16 protein-coding genes are annotated in these 19,776 nt (G+C 64.4%); 8 read left to right on the forward strand and 8 right to left on the reverse strand.

Features of this window, described 5'->3' with window-relative positions:
- Positions 1–402: 402 nt before the first annotated feature.
- Genes RI103_RS13820 through RI103_RS13830 form a run of 3 tightly spaced genes read right to left on the reverse strand, consistent with a single transcriptional unit; the run spans position 403 to position 2,488 of the window.
- Positions 403–1,335, reverse strand: a complete 933-nt coding sequence (locus RI103_RS13820) for a spermidine synthase (protein ID WP_310812534.1) — start codon at positions 1,333–1,335, stop codon at positions 403–405.
- Positions 1,332–1,805 carry a DNA-deoxyinosine glycosylase gene (locus tag RI103_RS13825; RefSeq protein ID WP_310812535.1) on the reverse strand — a complete coding sequence of 158 codons (474 nt, stop codon included), beginning with the start codon at positions 1,803–1,805 and terminating at the stop codon, positions 1,332–1,334. The genes RI103_RS13820 and RI103_RS13825 overlap by 4 nt, the downstream gene beginning before the upstream one ends.
- Positions 1,805–2,488: a chorismate lyase gene (locus RI103_RS13830; RefSeq protein WP_310812536.1), complete on the reverse strand. Its 684-nt coding sequence runs from the start codon at positions 2,486–2,488 to the stop codon at positions 1,805–1,807. Before RI103_RS13830 ends, RI103_RS13825 begins: the two co-directional genes overlap by 1 nt.
- Before the next feature lie 239 nt (positions 2,489–2,727).
- Here RI103_RS13830 and RI103_RS13835 point away from each other — a divergent pair, with 239 nt between their 5' ends.
- Positions 2,728–3,234 carry an OmpA family protein gene (locus tag RI103_RS13835; protein WP_310812537.1) on the forward strand — a complete coding sequence of 169 codons (507 nt, stop codon included), beginning with the start codon at positions 2,728–2,730 and terminating at the stop codon, positions 3,232–3,234.
- Between the two features lie 63 nt (positions 3,235–3,297).
- Here RI103_RS13835 and RI103_RS13840 read toward each other — a convergent pair whose 3' ends face one another.
- Positions 3,298–5,115, reverse strand: coding sequence for a tetratricopeptide repeat-containing glycosyltransferase family protein (locus RI103_RS13840; protein WP_310812538.1), 1,818 nt, complete (start codon positions 5,113–5,115; stop codon positions 3,298–3,300).
- Between the two features lie 50 nt (positions 5,116–5,165).
- Entirely contained in the window at positions 5,166–6,974 is a 1,809-nt protein-coding gene (locus RI103_RS13845) for a hypothetical protein (protein ID WP_310812539.1), read from the reverse strand.
- A 262-nt stretch (positions 6,975–7,236) separates the two neighbouring features.
- Between RI103_RS13845 and RI103_RS13850 the strand changes: the two genes are divergently transcribed.
- Complete coding sequence (locus tag RI103_RS13850) at positions 7,237–7,518, forward strand: hypothetical protein (RefSeq protein ID WP_310815237.1); 282 nt, start codon at positions 7,237–7,239, stop codon at positions 7,516–7,518.
- A 138-nt stretch (positions 7,519–7,656) separates the two neighbouring features.
- On the opposite strand, the gene htpG is transcribed toward RI103_RS13850, so the two are convergent.
- Positions 7,657–9,555: a molecular chaperone HtpG gene (htpG, locus tag RI103_RS13855; protein WP_310812540.1), complete on the reverse strand. Its 1,899-nt coding sequence runs from the start codon at positions 9,553–9,555 to the stop codon at positions 7,657–7,659.
- Positions 9,556–9,738: 183 nt separating this feature from the next.
- Complete coding sequence (locus RI103_RS13860) at positions 9,739–11,199, reverse strand: PLP-dependent aminotransferase family protein (RefSeq protein WP_310812541.1); 1,461 nt, start codon at positions 11,197–11,199, stop codon at positions 9,739–9,741.
- Positions 11,200–11,461: 262 nt separating this feature from the next.
- Between RI103_RS13860 and RI103_RS13865 the strand changes: the two genes are divergently transcribed.
- The 6 genes from RI103_RS13865 to RI103_RS13890 all read left to right on the forward strand — a co-directional run bounded on the left by RI103_RS13865 (position 11,462) and on the right by RI103_RS13890 (position 19,310).
- Positions 11,462–12,163 carry a VOC family protein gene (locus RI103_RS13865; protein ID WP_310812542.1) on the forward strand — a complete coding sequence of 234 codons (702 nt, stop codon included), beginning with the start codon at positions 11,462–11,464 and terminating at the stop codon, positions 12,161–12,163.
- A 71-nt stretch (positions 12,164–12,234) separates the two neighbouring features.
- Positions 12,235–13,431: a PLP-dependent aminotransferase family protein gene (locus tag RI103_RS13870; RefSeq protein WP_310812543.1), complete on the forward strand. Its 1,197-nt coding sequence runs from the start codon at positions 12,235–12,237 to the stop codon at positions 13,429–13,431.
- Positions 13,432–13,530: 99 nt separating this feature from the next.
- Positions 13,531–13,995, forward strand: a complete 465-nt coding sequence (locus RI103_RS13875) for a RidA family protein (protein ID WP_310812544.1) — start codon at positions 13,531–13,533, stop codon at positions 13,993–13,995.
- 199 nt (positions 13,996–14,194) lie between these two features.
- Positions 14,195–15,085: a PhzF family phenazine biosynthesis protein gene (locus RI103_RS13880; protein ID WP_310812545.1), complete on the forward strand. Its 891-nt coding sequence runs from the start codon at positions 14,195–14,197 to the stop codon at positions 15,083–15,085.
- Positions 15,086–15,582: 497 nt separating this feature from the next.
- Positions 15,583–17,937, forward strand: a complete 2,355-nt coding sequence (locus RI103_RS13885; protein WP_310812546.1) for an EAL domain-containing protein — start codon at positions 15,583–15,585, stop codon at positions 17,935–17,937.
- 164 nt (positions 17,938–18,101) lie between these two features.
- A complete protein-coding gene (locus tag RI103_RS13890) occupies positions 18,102–19,310 on the forward strand; it encodes a chromate transporter (protein ID WP_310815238.1) in 1,209 nt (402 codons plus the stop codon).
- A gap of 5 nt (positions 19,311–19,315) precedes the next feature.
- Here the strand turns inward: RI103_RS13890 and RI103_RS13895 are convergent, their stop codons facing one another.
- Positions 19,316–19,774, reverse strand: a complete 459-nt coding sequence (locus RI103_RS13895) for a CopD family protein (RefSeq protein ID WP_310812547.1) — start codon at positions 19,772–19,774, stop codon at positions 19,316–19,318.
- Positions 19,775–19,776 lie beyond the last annotated feature (2 nt).

The following is a 19,776-nucleotide window of genomic DNA, read 5'->3' on the forward strand; positions in this document are numbered from 1 at the left end:
TATTGAAATGTTGGCCCGTGTTTGACGGGAGGTGGATCCCATAGCGGATGGCCGCCCGGCGGATGGCCACGGGCGCCCCGAAGCTTCGAAAGAGTATAGGAGCGGCGAACTCGCGGTCAAGCAGGGACGACCCCAGCACGACCGTGCTTTCAGGGCGGGCGGGACCGTGTGTCGGCAAGAGGAGTTGAAGCGCTGCGGCGAGGCGCATCAGGCCGGGCAGCTTGGGTCTGACAGGCCGGCCCGCTTCGCGAGGAAGAGGACCGGCTGTTCAATGCGCGATAGATGACGGCGGCGAGCGTCGCGTGGGCGCAACGGCAAGCGGCACACCGGCCGAGTCATTCAGTGCATGCACTGGTTTGCATCGGACCGGCTTGCGCGGCCCGAGCGCTCAGGTAGTGGGAATCACACCGAGAACGAAGCGCCGGTTTGCCCGGTCGATTCCTGCAGACCCTTGATCCACTTGCGCGCGGGCAAGCCGAGTTGCGCTTCGATCAGCTTCGCGCGCGCTTGCAGCGCCGCGAACGGCACCTCCAATGCCGGACCCGAGAACGCGATCGCAATGCGGTTGCCGTCGTGCACTTCCGGCAGCGCGACCACGCGGCCGTCGAAGGCTTCGTTCAGACGCTTCATGTTGCGCACGAAGCTCGGGTGATCGCCGAACAGATTCACCGTCGCCACGCCCGCGTCGGTCAGGCACGCGCGCACCGCACGATAGAAACCGACGCTGTCGAGCACGGGGCCGCGCGCGGTCGCATCATAGACATCGATCTGCAGTGCGCCGATCGTGCCGTGGTTGGCGCGGTCGTTGACGAAGTCCCATGCGTCGGTTTCGTGCACGGTCAAACGGGCGTCGTCGTGCGGCAGTTCGAACATCGTGCGCGCGGCCACCACGACCGCCGGGTTCACTTCCACTGCTTCGACCTTCGCGCGCTTCAGGAAACGATGCGCGAACTTGGTCAGCGCCGCGGCGCCCAGACCGAGCTGGACGATGCGCTTGGGCGTTTCGATGAAGAGCAGCCAGGCCATCATCTGCTGCGCGTATTCGAGTTCGATGTGATCCGGCTTGCGCAGACGCATCGCGCCTTGCACCCACTCCGTGCCGAAATGCAGAAAGCGCACGCCGCCCTCTTCCGAGAATGTCACCGGTGCAAAACGCGGCTTGCGCGGCGCTTCGATTTGCGGCGCGTCGTGCAGATCGTCGTCGTGCGAAACGCGCTTTTTGTTGCGCATGGCGTTGTGCTCTTTCTGCGTTTTCTGTTTTCCGCCGGCGACGTCGGCGTCGCGGTTGCGGAAGGCACGCGCTTCAGCCGAAGCGCGCTTGATCAATTTCGTCATGTAAGGATGTCGCGCCAAAGACGCAATTTTTGGTCGAACGAGAGCATAGCATTCGCCGGACTCGACGAAGGCAATACCAGGGTGACGTAACCCGCCGCGCCGATCACCGGCGCGAAGCGGCCCGCCGTCTTGCCGTTGAAGCAGACTTTCGCGAGCTTCGGCGCGTGGGCGCGCAACGAAGCGAAATCATTGGGGCTGGCATTGCGGATCGCCGCGTCGAGACTGCCCTCGCGCGTACAGGCGGCGAGCACGTCCCACACGCCGATGCCATGCGCGAGCACGCGCCGCAGACGCGCTTCGTAGGTGAGTTCGGCGAGCGGCTCGTCGAGCACGGTGCCGAGCAGGCGCCAGAACTGGTTGCGTGGATGCGCGTAGTACTGCGTCGCCGCGAGCGACGCCTCGCCGGGAAAACTTCCGAGAATCAGCGTATGCGTATCCGCGGCGACGACAGGAGGAAAGCCGCGCAGCATCAGCGGCCCGGTTCGTCGGACGCACGCGTTGCGGGATGCGCGCGCGATGCGGTGTGCTCCAGCGCACGGCCGTGTTCGCGCACACGCGGATGCGCGAGCCACTCGTGCGATGTGCTCGCCCCGGACAGCGTCGCCAGATGCGTCCACAGCGCCGGCAACATGCATTCGGTCACCATCAGCGGCGCGCCGTGGCGCTCGAACACCGAGCGGCGCGCGACCAGCGCGTGCGGCGGCAACCCATCGACTTCACGCGCCGCCAGACGATAGAGCGGATGCCGCGCGGTCAGCTTGCGGCTCACCAGCGACGAACGCGCCACGCTGCTATCGCTGTATAACAACTCGGCCAGCGGTCGCGTGCGCAGGCGCCGCATGGCCTGCCACACGCCCGCGCTCGCGGCGAGCGGCGCAACGCTATGCGCGGCCACAAACGGCACGCCGTCGACGGACAGGACGACTTCCCGGACCCAGACCGGCGCACGCGGCACGAGCCCGAGCGCTGCGTTCTCGTCGGCCCACGGCAGCGCGACGCCTTCGCGCGTCACGCGCACCGCCACCGCGCCGAGCGCGCGCAGATGCGCGGTCAGTGAACCACCACGGGTCAGCCAGTCTTTCTGGGCGGCGCTCAAGCCGGGTAAGGGCGCGACGCGCCAGTGGGCGTCGTCGGCATCGAAACGGATAGACATGGTGTCGGATTATAACGGCGTGGCTGTCGGACCATTCGCCAACACGCACGCCTTTCCGTTCAGCGGATTCCATCGAATCCGACATCGGTCGTGAAGCACTTCAACTGACGTGTCGAATTCAGATAGTTCCGATTCTCCGCGGCTCGCGTCGCGCGATAAAACCTCCGTGCTTCGCAAACCGGCCGCCCGCGATCGAACGGCGCGCCACGTCAATGAATAATCAAGGAGAAAGCACGAAGATGAAGAACATTCTGGGCGCAACCGCATGCGCAATCTCGGTCCTGTTGGTGGCGGGTTGCGCGTCTGCGCTGAACCGCGACACGGAGACGTCGTTGAACAAGGCTGTCGGCATCGAGGTGGCGCCGGTCGCCGGCGGTGTCGCGGTCAAGCTGCCCGAAACCGCGCTATTCGATTTCAACAAATCCGACGTGCGCGGCGATGCGGCCGCGGTCATCGATCGTTCGGCCGTGCTGCTCAAGCGCAGCAAGAAACCGATTATCGTCGAGGGCTACACCGACAATGTCGGCACGCTCGAATACAACCAGCACCTGTCCGAAGACCGCGCGACCTCGGTGGGTTACGCGCTGGTGGCACGCGGCATCGCGATGGACCGCGTCCGTACGAAGGGCAACGCGTACAACAACCCGGTGGCCAGCAACGACACGCCCGAAGGCCGCGCGCTGAACCGTCGAACCGAAATCGTCGTGCGCGGGGAAACGATGGAGACGTTGATGGGAAAGAAGTAGCCGTCGGCCATTTCGAGGCCGGCTTCAGATGAAATCCCGGGCGCGGGTGAGGCCGCCCGGTTTTCAGCCGGCGACACAATCGCGCAATGCTTGCGCGACCTCGGCGAGCACCGTATCCCAGCGCCCCAACTCGCGCTGCCTGAACAGACGCGCCGACGGATACCACGGACTATCGTCCCGCTCTGTCATCCAGCGCCAGTCGGTGAACGTGGGCACCAGCACCCAGACCGGCGTGCCGCATGCGCCGGCCAGATGGGCAACCGCCGTGTCCACCGTGATGACCAGATCGAGCGACTGCACGATCGCCAGCGTGTCGGCGAACGTGCAGATCTCCGGCCCGAGCCTGTGCATGCCGAGATCCGCGCGCCACGCGATCGCCTCATTCTGCGCCTCGCCTTTTTGCAGCGCGAACCAGCTCACGCCGGTCTGCTGCAAAACCGGCAGCCATTGGCTCAGCGGAATCGATCGATAGCGATCGAGCCCATACGCCGGATTGCCCGCCCAGACAATGCCGACGCGTTTTCCGAACGGACCGTGCGCCTCGCCCGGAGCGATTGCGTCGAGCCGCCTCTGCCAGCGTTGCGCCTGCGCCGGTTCGGCTCGCAGATAAGACGTCGCGAGCGGCAGCATCGACAGATCCAGCTTCATATGCTCCGGCATTCTGAGCATGCGACACCAGTAGTCGTACGGTCCGGGCGGCAAGGTGGTCCATGCGGCATGCACGCCGGCCGCCCGGCGCGCAACGTCGCCCAATGGAGCCTCGACCCACACGTCGACCTGTGCGCCGCGCCGATGCAGCCAGTCGGCCATCCGCAAGAACTGCAGTTGATCGCCGAGCCCCTGCTCGCCGACAAGCAGAAACCGGCGGCCCGCCACCGGCTCGCCTTGCCACTCCGGAAAAGCCGGCCGAGCCAGATCGTGATTTTCCGGCAAGGCTTCATGCCATCGGTATTGCCGCCAGCCGCTTGTGTAGTTGCCGGCACGCAGCTGTGCGGCCGCCAGGTTGAATTGCATCAGCGGATGATCGGGCATCAGCCGCGCGGCTTCGACGGCATGCGCATGCATGGCCGGGAACTCGCCCAGCATGTTGAACGCAAATGACATGTTGTGATGCAGCCAGCCGTTGTGCGGATCGACGCCCAAGCCTTCAGTGGCGACGCTAATCGCATCCCTGAAACGCTCGACGCCGTTCAGGGCATAGGCCACCTGTTGTAACGCGGACGCGTCGGCGACAAAACGCGCGCGCAATTCGGCGAGCATGCCGTCGATCCCCGCGCCGCGCTGCGCTCTCGAGAACGCCGCAATCAGCTCGAGCGCGTCCGGCAGATGCGTCGAGTCGAGCGTCCATGCGCGCAGCCAGTAGTCCGCCGCGTCCTGGTAGCGTTCAAGATCCGTACTGATTTGTGCGAGCGCGCGAACGGCATGGTGCAACGACGGTTCGCGTTCGAGCGCTGCGAGGTAATGCTCGCGCGCTTCGACAAAGCGCTTCGAGAGCTTCAGGCAATCGCCCAGATTGCGGTGCAGGCTCGCGCTGCCGCCACCCAAAACCATGGCGCGGTGGTAGAACGCTTCGGCCGCGATCAGCTCGCCGCCCAGCGCGGCGATCAAGCCGCGATGCTCCCAGATATCCGCGCGCTCGGGCGCGACGTTCAATGCCTGATCGAGATACTCGCGCGAACGGTCGGGCCGGTCGACGCGAAATGACGCGAGGCCCAGACGGTGGAGCGCGTGCACGTTGTGCGGCTGCTCCGCGAGGACTCGCTGGTAGTCGGCAATGGCTTCGTGATGACGCCCAGTGGCGAAGCAGGCGTCGGCATGCGCGGCGATCGTGCCGACATCGTCGGAAGAACCGGTGCGGAGCGGAAAATCGGTTTTGTGCATCAACGTCGATCAGTTGTCTGAGTTGCTCAACCTGCCATGGCTTGCGCCGCTCAGGCTTTCCGGTCCGACGCCATCGTCGTCTTCAGACGCGCGGTCACCCGCTTGACCACCGGCGCCCATTGCGCGGGCTGCGGCTGTCGGAACAGATCGACCGAGTCATACCAGGGCTGCGTCTCTGCGTTGCCCCACGACCAGTGCGAGACGTGATCGAGCATCGCCAGCACGCGATGCCCTAGCGCGCCGCCGAGATGCAACGGCGCGCTGTCGATCGTCACCAGCGCGTCCAGCGCGGTGAGATGCGCCGCCACGTCGTCGAAGCCGCTGTCATAGCCGCCGCTCAGATCGCACAGGCGATAACCCTGTGCGGCGAGCGCTGTCACATCGGCGTGGCGTCCGGGCGTGAGCGAATGGAATACGACATCCGGCAGCGCCAGCAGCGGCGTCAGCGCGGCAAGCGGGATCGACCGCTTCGCGTCGCGCCGGTGCGTCGGGCTGCCCGACCAGACGAGACCGACGTGCCACTTCGCATTGGGCGCGTACACGCTGATCCGCTCGCGCCACGCCGCGACCTTCGACGCATCGGCCTGCAAGTAGGGCGCGCCGCGCACCTGCTGCGGCTCGAGACCGAGCACGAGCGGCAGACTCATGAGCGGCAAAGCGTAGTCCGGCGAGCCGAGCGGGCCCGCTTCGATCGACACGCAATCGGCATGGAAACGCGCGAACAGCGGTTGCAACGCGCGACGCACGGCGAGCACCAGCCGGCCGCCTTCGTCACGCACCCGTGCCGCCAGATGCGGAACGAAGCGCACCATCTGGATGTCGTCGCCGCTGCCCTGCTCGCTGTGCACGACCAAAGTCTTGCCGGCGAGCGCCTCGCCATGCCAGCGCGGGCACAGGCGCTTCATCACGCAGACGACGTTGTTCTGCTCGCGGTCTTCGCGCGCAAGACGCGCCTCGAAGCGCGGCCACGCGCTCGACCACGCGCCGCGCCGCAATTCCAGGTCTGCCAGATCGACGGCTGCCTGCACCGCTGACGGATCGAGCGCAAGTGCCGCGCGCAGCGCCGCCTCGCTGTCCTCGTAGCGCGCCTGCTCGTTGAGATACATGCCGATTGCCGCCAGCACGTCCGCATTGCCCGGCGCAGCGGCATCCACGGCGCGCATGGTGGCCTCCGCCGCTGCCGCGTCATCGCACTGCCATTGCGCGTGGCTGAGTTGCCATGCCATTTCCGCGTCGGCGGGATGGCGCGCAAGACTCTCGCGGCAGATGCGCTCGACCGTCGGCCAATCGCGAATTTCGCGGAACGCCAGCGCGAGTTGCAACGGCAACGCAGGATCGACCGAGGGGTCGAGTGCATACGCCCGCATCAGCGCCGCGCGACGCTCGGCCCGCGCGCTCGTCTCGGGCAGTGCCGCCAACGCGATCGACAACCACCACGGCGCGCGCGCGTCCTGCGGTGCTCGACGCTCGTAGGCACGCAACATGTGGGCGGCCGCCGAATGCGCGCCGCAAGTGTCGATCAACCACGCAACCCACTCGATGCTTGCCTCGAGCGGCTGCGCCGCCACCGCCCGCTCGCTGTTGCGCTGCGCGGCGCTGGTGTTGCCGAGCCCATCGGCAAAGAGCGCCACCCGCGCATGGCGCGTGCCGTTCGCGCACGCTTGCGCCTGCGATGCGCTGTGATACGCCGCTTCGAATCGCCCTGCGCTCGCACACAGGTCGGCGTGCAACTGCGGTGTCCCGCCGCCCACGGCGAATTCGACCGCACGACGCGCGGCGGCATCGAAGCCTTGCTCGCGCAGAATCGACCACAGGAGATGAACGGAATCGAGAGATACTGCCAGGGCGGAGTCGGACATGGAAGTTCAGGGCGTTGTTGTTGTCATGCGCGAACGCGTAATCACAAAAATAGGATTCGGTGCTTTCAATGCTTAGAGATTAGAAATAAGCCCGCATTGCTCCGAATAAAAATCGCGCGAGCATAAGACAAAACCGCGCATTCGCATCTCATAAACCAATCTCAATTTAATGCCGTTGCTTCTATTTAGTTAGTTAACCATAATTAATTTCCGTCGACTACGAATAGCATCCTGCTAATCGATCAGGTTGACTCATTACAACATGGAGCATCGTTTGAATACGGCAAATCACAAGGAAACGTCCGACCGCATCGCACACCTGGCTGCGGTCGTGTTGCGGCGCGCGGGTGTCGCGCAATTGGAAAAAGAACTGGCAGGTTCGGCGCTGGCGCAACACCACACGTCAAAACAGACCAGCAAGGCCATCGGCAGACTCGCGGCGAAAGTGCTGGTCGATCATGCTTCGTGTCACGAGGCAAAGGAATTGGCCGGTTGCGTGCTTTCGCAAGTGCGTCATCTGGAGGGAACGGCGCCCGCGCGTTGAGCACGCGCCTGAACCGGTCCAAGCGGACTCAACTGTATTTCGCTGCGCCCGCGTCTGAAAAAAAATGCGCTGCCGAAGCAGCGCATTTTTCAATCCCACGCGTCAGTGCGACGCCGCGGATTCAAGCTCGACACACGCTCAATTCGCGCGCGCCAGCAGCAGCGCATTGGTGCGCTTCACGAAGCTCGCCGGATCGTCCAGCGCGCCGCCTTCAGCGAGCAAGGCCTGATCGAACAGCAGATGGCACCAGTCGTCGAAGTTCGCGCTGTCCGCATGCAGACCCTTCACCAGCGCGTGCTCCGGATTCACTTCGAGAATCGGATGGAACGACGGCGCCTGCTGACCCGCGGCCTTCAGCATGCGTTGCAGGTAGCCGCTCATTTCGCCGTCGTCGGCAACGAGGCAGGACGGCGAATCGGTCAGGCGGAACGTGAGACGCACGTCCTTGGCCTTGTCCTTCAGCGCCTCCTTCATCTTCTCGACGAGCGGCTTGAACTCTTCGCCGACCTTTTCCTGCGCCTGCTTCTCTTCGTCGTTCAACGCGCCCAGATCGAGGTCGCCGCGCGCCACGCTTTGCAGCGGCTTGCCTTCGAATTCGTTCAGGAACGACAGAATCCACTCATCCACGCGATCGGTCAGCAACAGCACTTCCACGCCCTTCTTGCGGAACACTTCGAGGTGCGGGCTGTGGGTCGCGGCCTGCCAGGTGTCGGCGGTCACGTAGTAGATCCTGGTCTGCTCGGGCTTCATGCGCGCGACGTAGTCGGCCAGCGACACGGTCTGCTCGGTCGTGTCCGTATGCGTCGAGGCAAAGCGCACGAGCTTCGCGATCCGCTCGCGATTGGCGAAGTCTTCGCCGATGCCTTCCTTCAGCACCTGGCCGAATTCCTTCCAGAAACCGGCGTACTTTTCCTTGTCCGCCTCGTTATCCGAGTTGGCCAGTTCTTCGAGCATGGACAGCGAGCGCTTGGTCACGCCTTCGCGGATCGCCTTCACATCGCGGCTTTCCTGGAGGATTTCGCGCGACACGTTCAGCGGCAGATCCGAAGAATCGACCACGCCCTTTACGAAGCGCAGATACGCCGGCAGCAATTGCTCGGCGTCGTCCATGATGAACACGCGCTTCACGTACAGCTTCAGGCCGCCGCGATAATCGCGGTTGAACATGTCGAACGGCGCGTGGGTCGGCACGTACAGCAATTGCGTGTACTCGCTGCGGCCTTCGACGCGGTTATGCGTCCACGTGAGCGGATCCTGATGATCGTGCGAGAGGTGCTGATAGAACTGCTTGTACTGTTCGTCGGTGATGTCGTTCTTCGAACGCGTCCACAGCGCGCTGGCCTGATTGACGGTCTCGTCCTCGTCCTTCGTGACCATCTCGCTCTTTTCCGCGTCCCACTCTTCCTTCTGCATGAGGATCGGCAGCGCGACGTGGTCGGAGTACTTCTGAATGATCGACTTCAGACGATGCGACGACAGCAGGTCGTCTTCATCCGCACGCAGATGCAGCGTGATGGTCGTGCCGCGCGCGGCGCGCTCGATCTGCTCGACGGCGAAATCGCCTTCGCCCGCGCTTTCCCAGCGCACGCCTTCCGAGGCCGGCAAACCGGCGCGGCGCGTTTCGACCGTGATCTTGTCCGCGACGATGAAGCCCGAATAGAAGCCCACGCCGAACTGGCCGATCAGCGCCGCATCTTTCTGCTGGTCGCCGGACAGTTTGCCGAAGAATTCCTTGGTGCCCGAGCGCGCAATCGTGCCGAGGTTGGCGATCGCTTCGTCGCGGCTCATGCCGATGCCGTTGTCGTCGAGCGTGATGGTGCGCGCGGCCTTGTCGTACGACACGCGAATCCGCAGGTTCGGATCGTTTTCGTACAACGCGCTGTTTTCGATCGCTTCGAAGCGCAGCTTGTCGGCCGCGTCGGACGCGTTCGAAATCAGCTCGCGCAGGAAAATCTCCTTGTTGCTGTACAGCGAATGGATCATCAGGTGCAGAAGCTGTTTCACTTCTGCCTGAAAGCTCATGGTTTCTTGTGCCATGGTCGGACTTCCTCTCTGTTGCGAATGGGGTTCAAGTCGGGCGCGGCGCCGTTCGTTGCGGCCTGCCTGCCGGCGTGCCGTCGGCGTAACGCCTGCGGGCCGCCGCCGCTGGGCCGAAGCGCCGGCCGCCGGATACGCCGACCGCCGGATTGTCCGCCTAATTGGGGGCAAGCCGGCGCGGTTTCAAGAGGCGCGGCGCGCCACGCTGTCGAGATAACGGCATAAAAAGGTTGCCAGCTCCGGATCGCCACAGTTGGCAATATTGAAGCGCATCCAGGTAGTCGACGACTGCTGGGGTGAAAACAGGCTGCCGGGTGTGAGCAGAAAACCGGCTTCGTGGCCGGCGGCCGCCAGCGCGTCGGCGTCGACGCCCGTGTCGGCCCACAGAAACATGCCGGCCATCGGCGTCAGGAACAGCTTCAGGCCGGTCTTCTCCAGCATCCGCACGGACTTCTCGCGCACGCCGTCGAGCCGCACGCGCAACCGTTCGACATGCCGCCGGTAGTGGCCTTCGGTCAGAATCTTGTACAGCACACGCTCGTTCAGTTCCGGGCTCGTCATGCCGACCAGCATCTTCTGGTCGCTCACCGCTGTGGCCACATCAGGCGCGCAGGCAATGAAACCGACCCGCAGATTCGGCGCGAGCGTCTTCGAAAAACTGCCGAGGTAAATCACGCGCTTCAACTGGTCGAGGCTCGCCAGCCGCGTGCCCGGATAGCTCGGCGGGCACAGATCGCCGTAAATATCGTCCTCGACGACGATGAAATCGTACGCTTCGGCGAGGCGCAGAATGCGGAACGCCTGGGCCGCCGTGAGCGACGTGCCAGTCGGGTTCTGCAGCACCGAATTGATCACCAGCATTTTCGGCCGCCACGTCTGCACGAGCGACTCGAGCGCGTCGAGATCCGGGCCGTCCGGCGTGTACGGCATGCCCACCAGCCGCGCGCCCTGCGAGGCGAAACGCCCAAACATCTGAAACCATGCCGGATCGCCGACGATCACCGCATCGCCCGGCTTCACGTAGATGCGCGAGATCAGGTCGATGGCCTGCGTGATACCGGACACCATCACGATCTGATCCGGCGACGCACCGATCTCCAGTTCCTCGAGCCGCGTCTGCAACTGCTGGCGCAGCGGCAAAAAACCCAGCGGCGTGCCGATGCCGAGCATCTGCGCGCCGCTTTGCCGGCCGAGCGTGCGCAGAGCGTTGGTGATCAGGTCGCCGTCGAGCCAGCGTGCCGGCAGATAACCAAGCCCAGGACTGCGCTCGGGACGTGCGCCGGTATGCAGCATGTTGCGCAGGAGCCAGACGACGTCGATCGTGGCCGGCGCCGGCGCTGCCGCGATGAGTGGATGAATCTCGGCGGTGGCGCTGGCCGCGCCGCCCAGCCGCTCGCGCACATAGAACCCCGAGCCGCGCCGCGACTCCAGAAAACCTTGCGCCACGAGCCGTTCATACGCCTCGACCACCGTGAAGCGTGACACGCCCTTGTCGAGCGCGAGCTTGCGGATCGACGGCATGCGCATGCCGGGGCGGAACACGCGTTCCTCGATACGGCGGCGCGCCCACTGGACGAGCTGCTCGACCAGCGTCAGCGAGGCCGTATCGTGCGGGGCGGGAATCTGGGCGAGCGGGACTGACATGGCGGCTCCAACTGTACCGAACAGTATCGAATCGATTGTACCGTTACTGTGCCGGTCGGCATCGCTACATTTGAGATAAGTAAAGGATGGAATGCGACGCGGCAAGCCTTACGACGCCCACACGCTCTCCGGCAAAACCCTGCCGAACACCCATCCGCATGGCCCGCCGATCCGGCAAACGGTTATGCTTACGGCCCCGGCAGCGTTGCCGCGACACCCGGCACGCTCCGGTTTACCGCAGAAACCGTTTCCCCGATCCGTCATGACTGCTCATCCGCTCCGCCTCGATCACCTCGTGATTTCCGTCCGCACCCTCGACGAGGGCACGCAGTACGTCGCCGACAGGCTCGGCGTCGCACCGGCCGGCGGCGGTGCGCATCCGCTGATGCGCACGCACAACCGCCTGCTGAACCTGTGGGGCGGCGTGTATCTGGAAGTGATCGCGATCGATCCGCAGAGCGCGTCGCTGGACACTGCGCCGGCCGACGGCAGCGCGCCGCGCCCTCGCCTGTTCGCGCTCGACGACCCGGCCACGCACGCGCGGCTCGAAAACGGACCGTATCTGTCGCACTGGGTCGCGCGGGTCGAGCGGCCGAAACACCTGCCGACGTGGCAGGCACAGTATCCGCAGCGCATTCCCCCCGTCGTGCCGATGACGCGTGGCGATTTCACGTGGGGCCTCACCGTGCCCGACGACGGCGCGTTCCCCGCGTGGCAAGGTATCGGCGACGGCGTGCTGCCCTCGCTGATCCAGTGGGACACGACCAGGCATCCGTCGACGTCTTTGCCGGAAAGCGAGATTTCACTGAAAGCCTTGAAAGGCTTCCACCCGCAAGCCGACACGGTGGCGGAGCAACTGCGCTGGCTCGGCGCGACCCATCTGATCGCGTTGCAGCCCACGGACGGCGCGCCGGCGCTCATCGCCGAGTTTGAAACAGCAGACGGTCCACGGACCCTTGAATAAGCAGCGCGCGCGGGTCGCCGACTCGCGCGATAATTGAAGTTTGACCGGTTCCAGTACCAGCAGAGGAGACCATGGACCAAAGCGACTTGAAAGCCCCCACGTGGCAATTGTCCGAACGCGCACGCAAGCTCACGAGCTCGGCGATTCGCGAAATTCTGAAGGTCACGGAGCGGCCCGAAGTCATCTCGTTCGCGGGCGGCCTGCCCTCGCCGGCTACCTTCCCGGCCGAACGCATGCGCGCGGCAGCGGACCGCATTCTGCGCGACGAACCCGCCGCGGCGCTGCAATACAGCGCGACCGAAGGCTTTCTGCCGCTGCGTGAATGGATCGCCAAACGCTACTCGGTGAACGGCGCGCAGATTCGTCCGACTCAGGTGCTGATCACCACCGGCTCGCAGCAGGCGCTCGACCTTCTCGGCAAAGTGCTGGTGTGTCCGGACAGCCCGGTGCTGGTCGAAACACCGACCTATCTCGGCGCGCTGCAATCGTTCTCGATGTACGAGCCGCGTTACGTGCAAGTGCCGACCGATGAACAAGGCCTCGTCCCCGAAGGCCTCACGCCCGATCTGATGGCCGGCGCACGCCTCCTGTATGCACAACCCAATTTCCAGAATCCGACGGGCCGCCGCCTGCCGGTCGAACGCCGCCGCGCGCTCGCCGAGTTCGCGAAGACCGCGCCGTTCCCGGTGATCGAAGACGATCCGTATGGCGCGCTCGACTACGCGGGCGAACCGCTGCCCACCATGCTGTCGATGGCGCCGGACCACATCGTCCATCTCGGTTCGTTCTCGAAGGTGCTGGCGCCGGGCCTGCGGGTCGGCTACATCATCGCGCCCGAAGAGCTGATCTTCAAACTCGTGCAAGCCAAGCAAGCCACCGATCTGCACACGCCGAGCTTCACGCAGCGCATCGTGTACGAAGTGATCAAGGACGGCTTCCTCGACACGCATGTGCCGACCATCCGTGAACTGTATCGCGATCAATGCGCGGCCATGCTGGCTTCGCTCGAACGCTACATGCCGGCAGGCGTAAGCTGGAACCGTCCGGAAGGCGGCATGTTCGTGTGGGTGAATCTGCCCGCGCAGATCGACAGCATGAAGCTGCTGGAAGAAGCTGTCGCGCAGAACGTCGCGTTCGTGCCGGGCGGTCCGTTCTTCGCGAACGAAGCGCAACACAACACGCTGCGCCTGTCGTTCGTGACGGTGCCGCCGGCCAAGATCGACGAAGGCGTGTCACGGCTCGGCGCGCTGATCCGCGCGAAGATCTGAACGCTGCCGCGCGCTGTTCGTGTGTTTCATGCGCGCGGCGTGCATGATTTCGCCCGACCCGCGCATCCACCGAAATCCTCTACTGACGAAGGACACACCATGGCTCAAGCAAATGTGTACGACAAGCTCAAGGAACTGGGCATCGAACTGCCGACCGCCGGCGCGCCGGCAGCCGCGTATGTGATGAGCGCGCAAAGCGGCAACACGGTGTACCTGTCCGGGCACATCGCCAAGAAGGACGGCAAGGTCTGGGCCGGCAAGCTCGGCGCTACCCTCACCACCGAGGAAGGCAAAGCCGCGGCACGCTCGATCGCCATCGACCTGCTCGCCACGCTGCACGCGCATGTCGGCGATCTGAACCGCGTCACGCGCATCGTCAAGCTGATGAGTCTCGTCAACTCCACGCTCGAGTTCACCGAACAGCATCTGGTCACCAACGGCGCGTCCGAACTGATCGCCGACGTGTTCGGCGAGCGCGGCAAGCATGCGCGCTCGGCATTCGGCGTTGCGCAGATTCCGCTCGGCGCGTGCGTCGAGATCGAGATGATCGCCGAAGTCGAGTAACGCAGTCGAAGTTGCGCGCCGCATTCTCGAATGCGGCCCGCAACGGTTGCCGGTTCGTCCGGCGCAGTGCAAGGAACGCGTCGCGAGGTGTCAGCCACCCGCGGCGCGTTTTGCATTTGTGGCGAGGTAGCTCGTTCCGCCGTCTACGGATAGAATCCGCCAACCCTATCAATCCGTTTGATTCGCTGGACCGCGCCCGATGCCCGCCCACACTGTCCGTTTCAAACAAGTCGACGTGTTCACGTCGGTGCCGTTCAAAGGCAATCCGCTTGCCGTCGTGTTCGATGCCGATGCACTCGATGCGAATCAGATGCAGGCCATCGCCCACTGGACCAATCTGTCCGAAACGACTTTCCTGTTGAAGCCGACCGACCCCGCTGCCGACTATCGTGTGCGCATCTTCACTACGCATGGCGAATTGCCGTTCGCGGGTCATCCAACGCTCGGCACCGCGCATGCGCTGCGCGAAAACGGCTATCAGCCGAAGCAGGCCGGCAAGCTGATGCAGCAATGCGGCGTGGGACTCGTCGAACTCGAGGTGCTGCCCGGTTCGGACGGCGCATGGGCCTTCGCGGCGCCGCCCGCGCGAGTCACGCCGCTTGCCGAAGATCGCTACGCGGCACTGTCTACGGCTTTACGTAGCGACGCGATCGACTTCAGCGCGACGCCCTGCGCGGTCGACAATGGTGCGCCATGGCTCGTGGTGCGCGTCAATTCGGCGCGTGAATGCCTCGCGCTCGAACCCGATGCCGCCGCACTCGCCGACATGGTGCGTTCGGTCAATACGCATGGCCTCGCCGTCTACGGCCCGCACGAGGCCGGTGGCCCGGCTACTTTCGAGGTGCGCTGCCTGATGGCCGGTGGCAGTTTCGGCGTCGGTGAAGACCCGGTGACAGGCAGCGCCAATGCAGCGCTCGCGGGCCTGCTGAGTGCCCAGCAGTTGCGCCCGGGCTCGCACTATTCAGCCCGTCAAGGCACCGCGCTGGGCCGTGCCGGCCAAGTTTCCGTGCACTACGACGACGCGCGTCACAAGACGTGGATTGGCGGCCCGTCGGTGACGATTGTCGACGGCACATTCCGCTTGCCCTGACCGGCACGCACCTTGCCTCACTCATGCGTCGCCCGTGCACGTCGACCCAAGCGGCATAGGGTTCGCCCTGCCCCGCCGCGCCTGACCACAAAACGCCGCATCGTTTGCACTATTAAATGCGCCTTGCATTGGAAGAGGTCCGCTAAAGGCCTGGCACACCTGAATGCTGACGCGCCTGAGCGCCGATTCCCGATGACATACTCGAATACGATCGCGAAACAGCGGCCTCAAGGCCGGCCGCACAGGGTGCCAGGCGTAGCGCACCGGGCAGCTTGCCGCGCCCTCGTATACCCGATGCCCGGCCCCTTCCTTAATCCAGTGGCATTAAGTAATATCAAGACGTACCCGATAACCTGCGGATGGTCAGGCACGGCGCCACGCTTATCTCTTCTGCGCAGCAGTTCCGGCACCTTGGTCACCATGCAGCCACTCATGAAATCAGCGCAGTCGACGCTCGTTCGTTTGCAACCGGCCGGCACCCAGGCACGGGCCGCCCGATGAGTCAATCCCGCTTCTCCGACCAGCGCGAAGCCAAAACCCGGCGCGACCCCGCAGTGTCGCGCCGGCGCGCTTTGCTGGCGATTCCCGCGCTCGGCGTATTGGTCCTGATCCTGCTTTGGACAGTGATCTTCGCGCGTCTGTCGGTCGAGAAAGAAGCCACTTATCGTGAAGCCATGGCCTCTGCTGCCATTCTCTCAGCGGCGCTGGAGCAGCACACGGTCAAGGCGATTCACCAGGTCGATCAGATCACCCGCTTCGTCAAGTTCGAGTTCGAGAAAACGCCGAATCACTTCGATCTTGCGAGCACGGTGGAAAAGGGCGTCGTGCAAAGCGAGACGCTGGTGCAGGTGTCGCTGATCGACGAACACGGCACGCTGATCGCCAACACGGCCGAACTCAATCCCAAGCGCATCGATCTATCCGACCGCGAGCACTTCAAGGTCCACGAACACGAGAACGACGATCAGCTGTATATCAGCAAGCCCGTGCTCGGCCGCGTGTCCGGTCACTGGACGTTGCAAATGACACGGCGTCTGAATCATCCGGACGGCTCGTTCGCGGGCGTCGTGGTGGTCTCGGAAGATCCCAGCTATTTCACCACCGACTTCTACAACAACGCGGCCATCGGCCGCGACGGCGTGATCGCGGTGATCTCGGACAACGGCGCCGTGCTCGCGCGGCGCACCGGCAGTGCCGAAACCGCCAACGGCGCATTCTCGGCGAGCGGCTCGTATCCGACCTCGGAGCATGTGTCGGGCACCTACGTCGATTCGATCGACAACGTCACGCGCATCGTCTCGTACCGGCATATCGACGGTTATCCACTCGGCGTGCTGGTGGGTCTTTCGCAAGCCGAAGAGTTCGCCGACTACAACCACACGCGCAACGTCTATCTGCTGATGGCGGGTTTCATCTCGCTCGCCATGCTGAGCTTCTTCGCCGTTGCCACTGGCCTGATCGGCAAGCTGCTCGGCCGCGAACGCGAGATGACGCATCTGGTCGAATATGATCTGCTCACCGGTCTGCGCAATCGCTATGCGACGCTGCAAACCCTGCGGCACGACGTGGCGCTGCCGGCCAACCTCGGCCGCCTCGCGATTCTCTTTATCGACCTCGACAACTTCAAGACTGTCAACGACACGCTCGGCCACAACGCCGGCGACATCGTCCTGCAAATGACGGCCTCGCGGCTCGCCGCCGCGGTCGGCGAAGGCGGCGCGTTGAGCCGCATTGGCGGTGACGAGTTCGTCGTCGTGATCAAGGGCGACGACGTCGAGAAGCGCGCCGTCGCGCTCGCCGAAGCCGCGGCCGAAGCGTTCGCCAAGCCGTTCGAAGTGCGCGGCAGTTCGTTCGTGCTGCATGCGAGCATCGGCATCGCGCTCTACTCGGTCGCCAATGAGAGCGAGATCGACCTGCTGAAAAAAGCCGATCTCGCCATGTACAGCGCGAAAGACGCGGGCAAGAACTGCTATCAGTTCTATTCTCCGCAACTGTCGCATCGCGCGGATCATTTGATGAAGTGGGAACAGCAGTTGCGCGTGGCGCTCGCCGAAGGGCAACTGTTCCTTGCCTATCAGCCGAAGATCGATCTGACGCGCCGCTGCATTACGGGTTTCGAGGCGCTGGTGCGCTGGAATCATCCGCAGCACGGTTTGATTCCGGCCAACGAATTCATTCCGGTTGCCGAGTCGACCGGCTTGATCGTGCCGATCGGCGACTTCGTGATCGAGACCGCTTGCCGGCAACTTGCGCTGTGGCAGCAACAGGGCTACGACACGCTGTCGCTCGCGGTGAATATCTCGGCGGTGCAGTTCTGGCGCGGCGACCTGTACGAAACGATCTCGCGCGCCATCGAGGAAAGCGGCATCTCCGCGCGCCGCCTCGAACTCGAAATCACCGAAACGGCGATGATGGAATATCCCGAACTCGTCTCCGAGAAGATCTTCGCGTTGAAGCGTCTCGGCGTGCGCATCGCGCTCGACGATTTCGGCACCGGCTATTCGTCGCTGTCCTATCTGAACCGTTTCTCCGTGGACACGCTGAAGGTCGACCGTTCGTTCATCCAGGCAATTCCGGGCGACCGCAGCGTCTGCGTGATGGTCACCGCGATCGTCAATCTGGCGCGTTCGCTCGGGCTCACGGTGGTGGTCGAAGGCACGGAGACCGAAGAGCAGATTGCGTGGCTCGCCGCGCTTGGCCATATCGAGGCGCAAGGCTTCCTGTTCTCGCGTCCGGTGCCGGTGGACGCGATTCCGGCGCTGCTGGAACGCTTCGGCGTCTGCGGCATGACGGCCCGCCGCGCCGCGCATGAAGCCGACGACACCAGCAGCGTGTCCAGCACCAACACCTGAGCGCCGCGGCCCGCGCGGGTCGTCGGGTCTTCTACCCGCTGCGCCGCAAAACCGGCTACATTCTCGCTGTACTGCATCACAGCGCGATGCCGTCCGTCAGTCGCGCAAACCACTAAACGATGATCTCAAAGGACGGGCGCCCGCATGCGGGCGCGCGTGGCGCCATGCAGATGATCACGAGCCAGGATGCTGTCAGACGAGGCGAACGGGAACCGCTATGGACGCTGTTCCGGGTGGTATTCGGCCTGTCCGCGTTGTCATGGGGCGGCCTCGCGCTCATGGCGCAGCTTGAAAACCATTATGTCGAACGCGAAGGACGTCTCTCGCGCGTCGCCTTCTCCGATCTGATCGCGCTCGCCTGGATGGTGCCCGGCCCGGTAGGCTGCAACGTCGCCGTGCAACTCGGGCACGCGCTGCGCGGACGCGCCGGCGCGTGGGTCGCGGGCATTGCCAGCGTGTTGCCCTTCTTCCTGCTGATGACGCTGTTCGCGATCTTCTATCGCACGCCGCTCGTGCGCGCCGCTGCCTCGCAAACCTTGCTCAATCACTTCAGCGTCGTGCTGGCCACGCTGATCGCGATCACCTGGTACAAACAGACGCGCGCCCTGGTGCGCGGCAAACTCGAATGGACCGCGGCCGTGCTGGGTTGCATCGCGCTCTTCTATGCGCGCAGTCCGGCCGCTTATGTCGTCATGCTCGGGACGGCCTTCGGCACCGGCTGGTTCGTGAGCCCGGTGCGCAACTCGCGCGTCGTCGTGTCGTTCGCGCGCGGCGACTGGCAGATGTTGAGCGCCCTGAGCGTGTTTCTCGCGCTGTTTGCGATGCCGTTGCCGCATGGCTATGAACTGGCGCTATTGTGGCCGCGGCTTGCGGGTGCCGGCATGACGTTGTTCGGCGGCGGATTCTCCGCGTTGCCCGTGCTCAAGACGCTGTTCGTCACGCCGGCGATCGGCGTCTCCGATAACGACTTCACGCTGGCATTCTCGCTGTCGCCGCTCTCACCCGGGCCGCTCCTGAACGTGGTGCCGTTCTTCGGCTATCTGGTGGATGGCTGGGTGGGCGCGCTGATTGCCACGCTCGCGTTGTTCGTGCCGTCGGGCTGTCTAGTCGTGCTGGCCCAGCGGCATCTGCATCAGTTGAAGGCCAATCCGCGCTTCGAGCACGGCATGCGGATCCTGCGCGCCGTCACCACCGCGTTTCTCGCGGTGGCCGTGCTGCGCATTGCCGCGCATGTGCCGTTCAAACCGGTTTATCTGCTGACCGCGCTGTTCTCCGCCATGTGCTTCGCCAAGCTGAAGGTGCCGGTGTACGTGGTGTACGGGACGGTGGCGGCGGTGTGCGGATTGTGGCTCGCGTATGGCGCGCTGATCTAGACGCCTCAAAAACCGCGCGACAGCACCGCGACACCGATCGTCACCACGCCGAGCACGATATTGATCAGCACCAGACGACGGATCGTGCCGACGGCGCGCGCGCCATCCGGCCATTTTTGCGCCTGCACCGCGCGGCGGATGCGCGGGAACACGGCAAAACGGATGTGCCCGAAGATCAGCATCATGACGATGCCGAGGCCGGCCATGGCATGCAGCGGCCAGGTGGCGTGACCGCCGCCGAATTGCATCAGCAGGAAGCCGCCGGTGAGGAGAATCACCAGCACGGCGGCAGCGACCCAGTTGAAGAAGCGGCCGAACACCGATTCCCACAGCGGCAAGCGCAATTGCGGCGAGAGATCGGCAATGGCCGGACGCAGACAGAAATGAGCGAACACCATCCCACCTACCCACACTGCAACCGCGAGCAGATGGAGAAAGAGTGCGAGTTCGATAGCCTTGTTCATGT

The organism is Paraburkholderia sp. FT54 (genome assembly GCF_031585635.1).
Classification (GTDB): domain Bacteria; phylum Pseudomonadota; class Gammaproteobacteria; order Burkholderiales; family Burkholderiaceae; genus Paraburkholderia.

Coding starts and splice junctions, on each gene's coding strand:
- RI103_RS13875 (WP_310812544.1), top strand. CDS start 13,531: ATGGCTCAAGCAAATGTGTACGACAAGCTCAAGGAACTGGGCATCGAA.
- RI103_RS13835 (WP_310812537.1), top strand. CDS start 2,728: ATGAAGAACATTCTGGGCGCAACCGCATGCGCAATCTCGGTCCTGTTG.
- RI103_RS13830 (WP_310812536.1), bottom strand. CDS start 2,488: ATGTCTATCCGTTTCGATGCCGACGACGCCCACTGGCGCGTCGCGCCC.
- RI103_RS13895 (WP_310812547.1), bottom strand. CDS start 19,774: ATGAACAAGGCTATCGAACTCGCACTCTTTCTCCATCTGCTCGCGGTT.
- RI103_RS13850 (WP_310815237.1), top strand. CDS start 7,237: ATGGAGCATCGTTTGAATACGGCAAATCACAAGGAAACGTCCGACCGC.
- RI103_RS13880 (WP_310812545.1), top strand. CDS start 14,195: ATGCCCGCCCACACTGTCCGTTTCAAACAAGTCGACGTGTTCACGTCG.
- RI103_RS13820 (WP_310812534.1), bottom strand. CDS start 1,335: ATGACGAAATTGATCAAGCGCGCTTCGGCTGAAGCGCGTGCCTTCCGC.
- RI103_RS13840 (WP_310812538.1), bottom strand. CDS start 5,115: ATGCACAAAACCGATTTTCCGCTCCGCACCGGTTCTTCCGACGATGTC.
- RI103_RS13870 (WP_310812543.1), top strand. CDS start 12,235: ATGGACCAAAGCGACTTGAAAGCCCCCACGTGGCAATTGTCCGAACGC.
- RI103_RS13825 (WP_310812535.1), bottom strand. CDS start 1,805: ATGCTGCGCGGCTTTCCTCCTGTCGTCGCCGCGGATACGCATACGCTG.
- RI103_RS13865 (WP_310812542.1), top strand. CDS start 11,462: ATGACTGCTCATCCGCTCCGCCTCGATCACCTCGTGATTTCCGTCCGC.
- RI103_RS13860 (WP_310812541.1), bottom strand. CDS start 11,199: ATGTCAGTCCCGCTCGCCCAGATTCCCGCCCCGCACGATACGGCCTCG.
- htpG (WP_310812540.1), bottom strand. CDS start 9,555: ATGGCACAAGAAACCATGAGCTTTCAGGCAGAAGTGAAACAGCTTCTG.
- RI103_RS13890 (WP_310815238.1), top strand. CDS start 18,102: ATGCAGATGATCACGAGCCAGGATGCTGTCAGACGAGGCGAACGGGAA.
- RI103_RS13885 (WP_310812546.1), top strand. CDS start 15,583: ATGAGTCAATCCCGCTTCTCCGACCAGCGCGAAGCCAAAACCCGGCGC.
- RI103_RS13845 (WP_310812539.1), bottom strand. CDS start 6,974: ATGTCCGACTCCGCCCTGGCAGTATCTCTCGATTCCGTTCATCTCCTG.